The following is a 6,192-nucleotide window of genomic DNA, read 5'->3' on the forward strand; positions in this document are numbered from 1 at the left end:
GTGTTGACGAACGTGATCGAGAGGTTTCCCGACCCGTTTATCGGCACGTTCGACGCGGTCGAGACGATACAGAACGATCCCGTCGGGTTCGGCGTTCTTTGTTGGCTGGCCGCCGTATCCGCTGTGCGTCCGGTAGCCGTCCAGCCACCGTGAGCGACCAGCAATACCAGAATGATCGAGACAACTACCCGACGGTTCATCCGCCCCATCCCATGAGAACCGTCTCCCCCGTTCGTGCCATTCGTTCGTCCCCCACACCTGTCACGACGCCACCATTTGTATAGGTTTGCCTCGTGTCGAGGGGGATTTCGTCCCGAAATCACGTCACAGAATACAGATGGTTCTTTTCGGGAAGTGAGGGTTCAAATCCCATCGTCGGAGAGAGAGAGTATAAAGACGACACTGTTCGAGAATTGAGATTTTGAAAAGCGCCCGAGGCGGGATTTGAACCACGCCCGAGAACCTGCGCACGGAGCAGAACCTCGGTCTGATTCAAATTCGCTGGCGATTTCGTCCTCACTGGGAGACGAGCAACGCATCCGCGTTGCTCGTCGGTGAGTTCGGAAGAAATACGCCCGAGGCGGGATTTGAACCCGCGTCACGACCGTGACAGGGTCGTATGATGGGCCACTACACCACCCGGGCCTTCGCATTCACTTCTTTCTCGCGCCCTTATTAAGGGGTGTCGATTTGATTGCTCAATGGGAATGGTTGACGCAATCCGGATACGGCCTCGCTGGGATTTTCTCCCGAACGTCGATGAAAGTCGGTAGTCGCTCGCCCAATTGATCTTCGATATCGGGGCGTTCGGGTGCGGTTGGTCCACTCGGAGACGCATCTCGCCGGAACCGGTGTCCCGGATGGGTACCCAGTACACGTGGTCGGTCTTCCGTGAATACACAGCATAGGCATCGATTTCGTCCGTAGTGTACTCCGAATCCACACGTCCGTCAACTCCGACGGTGGACGTATAGAGGTTAAAACGTACGGTTCCGTTTATCCAACTTCCCGTCTTGCACTGCACTCGATGGAGGCTACCACCGTCGTCGGCGACGAGGTCGTATCTATCGCTATCCCCGAACGGAACAGACACCGAGAGACCGATTCCCATGAGCCTGCTCAAAACGATGCTCTCCGTTTCGTCCCCCTTCCGTGATGTGTTCATCGCTCGTCGTCGAACGATGTGTCGGTATCGTTTTTGAATCTATGCCGTGTTCGAACCGGCAATTAGAGGTAACGAACGAGGAACAACCTTACGAGTTACAAAGTACAGACGACTCTATTCGAGAGTTGAAAGTTTAGAAAGCGCCCGAGGCGGGATTTGAACCCGCGTCACGACCGTGACAGGGTCGTATGATGGGCCACTACACCACCCGGGCCTTCGCATTCACTTCTTTCTGGCTTGTACTCTTAAGGCTTTCCAATGACGTTCCGTATGTGGATTCGTACCGAGCTATGTTAACGCATCCCGCTTGCCCAAACCATTTATACCAGAACGGAGTAGATAGCAGTGTTCAGTTGGCTTCCTCCGTTCGGTGCGGAGGTATTCGGGATAGCCGAGCGTGTGCGAACCCTATTTAGCAAGCCTTAAATGAGTGCTACGTGTAATACCCTGTAGTATCTCGTGATAGCCATTTCTCCCGCTAGCCGGAAACTCGTGCACACATGGTAGACGTAAGCCAACACAAAATGGTTCCGGAGCACACCATCGTCGATTCGGACGAAATCGACGAAGTGCTCGCGGAATACGACATCAAGAGTACAGACCTGCCGAAGATCAAACGGACCGACCCTGCACTGCCCGACGACGCAGAGCCGGGTGACGTTATCAAAATCGTCCGCGACTCACGAACGACCGAACGAGCAGTCGTGTATCGACTCGTGGTGGAATAATGCAACAGCAAGATCGACGCGAACTATCGAGGGAGTATTTCTCGAAAGAACGACTCGCGGAGCATCACTACCGCTCGTTTAACGCCTTCCTGAACCGAGGTATGCAGGAAGTCGTTACCGAGAAGGGAATCATCGACACCGACATCGGTGACAAGGAAGGAGAGGAACCGGTGTTCGTCGAACTCGGCGACATTCGTGTGGTTACTCCGCGCGTACGCGAAGCGGACGGGAGTGAAGAACTCCTCTACCCGCAGGAGGCACGCCTCCGTAACATCACGTACTCCGCACCGGTGTTCATGGAGATGACCATCGTCAAAGGCGAAGGCGACGACAAACGCGTCGTCGATTCGACCGAGACGAAGGTCGGACGGATGCCGATCATGGTCGGCTCCGAGAAGTGTAACATCGCCAACTTCGACGAGGACGACCTGGTCGAAATCGGTGAGGACCCCGCCGACCCCGGCGGCTACTTCATCGTCAACGGTTCCGAACGGGTGTTGATGACCTCCGAGGACCTGGCACCGAACAAGATTCTCGCCGAGTACGACACGAAGTACGGCGACGAAATTCAGGTCGCAAAGACGTTCAGCCAGCGCCGAGGATACCGTGCCTTGGTTCTGGTCGAGCGCTCGCGTGACGGCCTGCTCGAAGTGTCGTTCCCGTCCGTTTCGGGAAGCGTCAACTTCGTCACGCTCGTTCGTGCGCTGGGACTCGAATCCGACGAGGAGATCGTTCACCGCGTCTCCGACGACCCGGAAATCGTGAAGTTCATGCTCGAAAATCTGGAGGCCGCCGAAGTCCAGACACAGGAGGAGGCAATCGAGACCCTCGGGAAGCGGGTCGCCTCCGGACAGGGCAAAAACTACCAGTTGAAACGGGCAAACTACGTCATCGACCGCTATCTCCTGCCGCACCTCCACGAGGACGGTGTCGAGGAGGAGGAAGTTCGCATCAACAAGGCGTACTACCTCGCCCGGATGGCCGAGGCGTGTTTCGAACTCGCACTGGGTCGGCGCGACTCGGACGACAAGGACCACTACGCCAACAAGCGACTGAAAGTGTCCGGCGACCTGATGAAGGACCTGTTCCGGACGGCGCTGAACAAGCTGGCACGCGACGTGAAGTACCAGCTCGAACGCGCGAACATGCGTAACCGACAACTGTCCGTGAACACGGTGGTTCGGTCGGACGTTCTCACCGAGCGTCTCGAACACCCGATCGCGACGGGGAACTGGGTCGGTGGCCGCTCCGGCGTATCGCAGTTGGTCGACCGGACGGACTTCATGGGTGTGCTGTCACACCTTCGCCGTCTCCGCAGTCCGCTCAGTCGTTCGCAGCCTCACTTCGAGGCACGTGACCTGCACGCGACCCAGTGGGGTCGTATCTGCCCGTCCGAGACGCCGGAAGGGCCGAACTGTGGACTGGTGAAGAACTTCGCGCAGGCGATGGAACTCAGCCAGAACATCGAGGACGAACAGGAACTGAAACAGGAACTCTCGTCGATGGGCGTCGAGGGAATTCCCGGAATCGAGAGCATCGAAGGGAGCGCAGACTGATGAGTCAGGGACGAGAAGCCAAAGTATACGTCAACGGCAGTTTGGTCGGGACACACCCCGACCCCGAACAGCTTGCAGATCAGGTCCGTGAGGCGCGCCGACGGGGCGACGTCAGCGAGATGGTCAACGTCTCGGTCAAGGGACGCACCAGCGAGGTCATCATCAACGCCGACGCGGGGCGCGCACGCCGCCCGCTCCTCGTGGTCGAGGACGGCGAAACGCGCATCACGGACGAGGAAACCGAGGCGCTCAAGCAGGGAGACCTCTCGTTCGAAGACCTCGTCGAGCGTGGGAAGATCGAGTTCATCGACGCCGAGGAGGAAGAGGACATCTACGTCGCCGTCGATGACACCGAGTTGAACGAGGACCACACGCACCTCGAAATCGACCCGCAACTCATCTTCGGTATCGGTGCCGGGATGATTCCGTACCCGGAGCACAACGCCAGTCCCCGGATTACGATGGGTGCGGGGATGATGAAGCAGTCGCTCGGTCTGCCGTCGGCGAACTACCGTATTCGCCCGGACACGCGACAACACCTCTTCCACTATCCGCAGCTCTCGATGGTGAAGACGCAGACGACGGAACAGATCGGTTTCGACGACCGACCTGCCGCACAGAACTTCACCGTCGCGGTCATGAGCTACGAAGGGTTCAACATCGAGGACGCGCTCGTCATGAACAAGGGGTCCGTCGAACGCGCGCTCGCGCGTTCGCACTTCTTCCGTACCTACGAGGGTGAGGAACGCCGCTACCCTGGTGGACAGGAAGACCGCTTCGAGATTCCGGGCGACGACGTGCGCGGTGCCCGCGGTGAGGACGCGTACACGCATCTGGACGAGGACGGACTGGTCAACCCCGAGACGCGCGTTGACGAGAACAGCGTATTGTTGGGGAAGACGAGTCCGCCGCGATTCCTCGAAGAGCCGGACGACATGGGTGGCCTATCGCCACAGAAGCGCCGCGAAACCAGCGTCACGATGCGCTCGGGCGAATCCGGCGTCGTGGACACGGTCACGCTGATGGAGGGCGAGGACGGTTCGAAGCTCTCCAAGGTGTCCGTTCGTGACGAGCGAATCCCGGAACTCGGGGACAAGTTCGCATCGCGACACGGACAGAAAGGTGTCGTCGGTCACATCGCACCGCAGGAGGACATGCCCTTCACGCAGGAAGGGGTCGTCCCGGACCTCATCGTCAACCCGCACGCGCTGCCGTCGCGGATGACGGTCGGTCACGTGCTGGAGATGATCGGCGGAAAAGTCGGCGCGATGGAAGGTCGTCGCGTGGACGGAACCGCGTTCACCGGCGAGGATAAAGAGGACCTCCGCGCCGCGCTGCAGGAACGCGGGTACAAATCGTCGGGGAAGGAAATCATGTACTCCGGCGTGACGGGCGAGAAGATTGAAGCCGAGATTTTCGTCGGCACCATTCTCTACCACAAGCTCTACCACATGGTGTCGAACAAGCTCCACGCTCGTTCGCGTGGACCGGTGCAGGTGCTCACGCGCCAGCCGACGGAAGGTCGTGCCCGCGAGGGTGGTCTCCGTGTCGGTGAGATGGAGCGTGAGGTGCTCATCGGACACGGTGCCGCGCTGGCACTCAAGGAACGACTGCTCGACTCCTCCGACCGCGAATGGATCTACGTCTGCGGTCAGTGTGGAATGAGCGCGGTCGAGAACATCGACCAGAACCGTGTGTACTGCCCGAACTGTGAGGAAGAAACGGACATTCACGAGATCGAGATGAGCTACGCGTTCAAGCTCCTGCTCGACGAGATGAAGGCGCTTGGCATCGCGCCGCGACTCGAACTGGAGGACGCAGTCTAATGGCAACAAGTCAAACTCCCAAGGAAATCGGTTCCATCAGCTTCGGGCTGATGGACCCGGAGGAGTACCGAGAGATGTCGGCGACGAAGATCATCACCGCCGACACGTACGACGACGACGGATTCCCCATCGACATGGGGCTGATGGACCCGCGATTGGGCGTCATCGACCCCGGTTTGGAATGCAAGACCTGCGGGCAACACTCCGGGTCGTGCAACGGCCACTTCGGTCACATCGAACTGGCCGCGCCGGTCATCCACGTCGGCTTCACGAAACTCATCCGCCGACTGCTTCGCGGGACGTGCCGTGACTGTTCTCGACTCCTGCTCACCGAGGAAGAACAGGAGAAGTACCACGGCATGCTCACGCGAACGAAGGAACTCGGCAACGACATCACCGACGTGACGAAGGCGGCCATCCGCGAGGCGCGGAAGAAGGACCGCTGTCCGCACTGTGGTGAGGTCCAGTACGACATCAACCACGAGAAGCCGACGACCTACTACGAGGTCCAGCAGGTTCTCACGAGCGAGTATTCCGAGCGAATCGCCTCCCGGATGCAGGGCCGTGACGAGAACGGCGAGGAGGACGAGGACCTCGAACCCATGGCGCCACAAGAGTTGGCGGACAAAACGGGCATCGAGATCTCGCGCATCAATCAGATCATTTCCGGCGAGTTCCGCCCGCGCGAGGCGGACCGGAAATCCATCGAGAAGGCGCTCGGCATCGACCTGACGACCGAGGACATGAACAAGCTGATGCCCTCGGACATCCGCGACTGGTTCGAGGACATCCCGGACTCGGACATCGAGGCGCTCGGCATCGACTCCGACCGCTCGCGTCCCGAGTGGATGATCCTGACCGTCCTGCCGGTCCCGCCGGTGACTGCTCGGCCGTCGATCACGCTGGACAACGGCCAG

At 59.4% G+C, this 6,192-nt stretch carries 4 protein-coding genes, 2 tRNA genes and 2 pseudogenes; 4 read left to right on the forward strand and 4 right to left on the reverse strand.

The annotated features are described in order from the left end of the window. From WBV42_RS15075 to WBV42_RS15090, 4 genes and pseudogenes are all read right to left on the reverse strand, one after another. Positions 1–200, reverse strand: a pseudogene (locus WBV42_RS15075) (hypothetical protein); the annotation flags it as partial. A gap of 372 nt (positions 201–572) precedes the next feature. Next, positions 573–645: transfer RNA gene (locus WBV42_RS15080), tRNA-Asp, on the reverse strand. Beyond that, positions 599–1,165 (reverse strand): group I intron-associated PD-(D/E)XK endonuclease, encoded by a 567-nt coding sequence (locus WBV42_RS15085; RefSeq protein ID WP_423986757.1) that lies wholly within the window; start codon positions 1,163–1,165, stop codon positions 599–601. Before WBV42_RS15085 ends, WBV42_RS15080 begins: the two co-directional genes overlap by 47 nt. A 141-nt stretch (positions 1,166–1,306) precedes the next feature. Then, positions 1,307–1,379: transfer RNA gene (locus WBV42_RS15090), tRNA-Asp, on the reverse strand. Between the two features lie 286 nt (positions 1,380–1,665). Here WBV42_RS15090 and WBV42_RS15095 point away from each other — a divergent pair. From WBV42_RS15095 to WBV42_RS15110, 4 genes and pseudogenes are all read left to right on the forward strand, one after another. Further along, complete coding sequence (locus tag WBV42_RS15095) at positions 1,666–1,893, forward strand: DNA-directed RNA polymerase subunit H (protein WP_253226714.1); 228 nt, start codon at positions 1,666–1,668, stop codon at positions 1,891–1,893. Continuing rightward, entirely contained in the window at positions 1,893–3,449 is a 1,557-nt protein-coding gene (locus WBV42_RS15100; protein WP_253226715.1) for a DNA-directed RNA polymerase subunit B'', read from the forward strand. The genes WBV42_RS15095 and WBV42_RS15100 overlap by 1 nt, the downstream gene beginning before the upstream one ends. Continuing rightward, entirely contained in the window at positions 3,449–5,275 is a 1,827-nt protein-coding gene (rpoB, locus tag WBV42_RS15105) for a DNA-directed RNA polymerase subunit B (RefSeq protein ID WP_190303755.1), read from the forward strand. The genes WBV42_RS15100 and rpoB overlap by 1 nt, the downstream gene beginning before the upstream one ends. After that, positions 5,275–6,192: pseudogene (locus WBV42_RS15110) on the forward strand (DNA-directed RNA polymerase subunit A'); the annotation flags it as partial. The gene rpoB and the pseudogene WBV42_RS15110, both read left to right, overlap by 1 nt.

Origin of the sequence: Haladaptatus sp. (assembly GCF_049589095.1) — an archaeon.
In the GTDB taxonomy this organism is placed as follows: Archaea; Halobacteriota; Halobacteria; order Halobacteriales; family Haladaptataceae; genus Haladaptatus.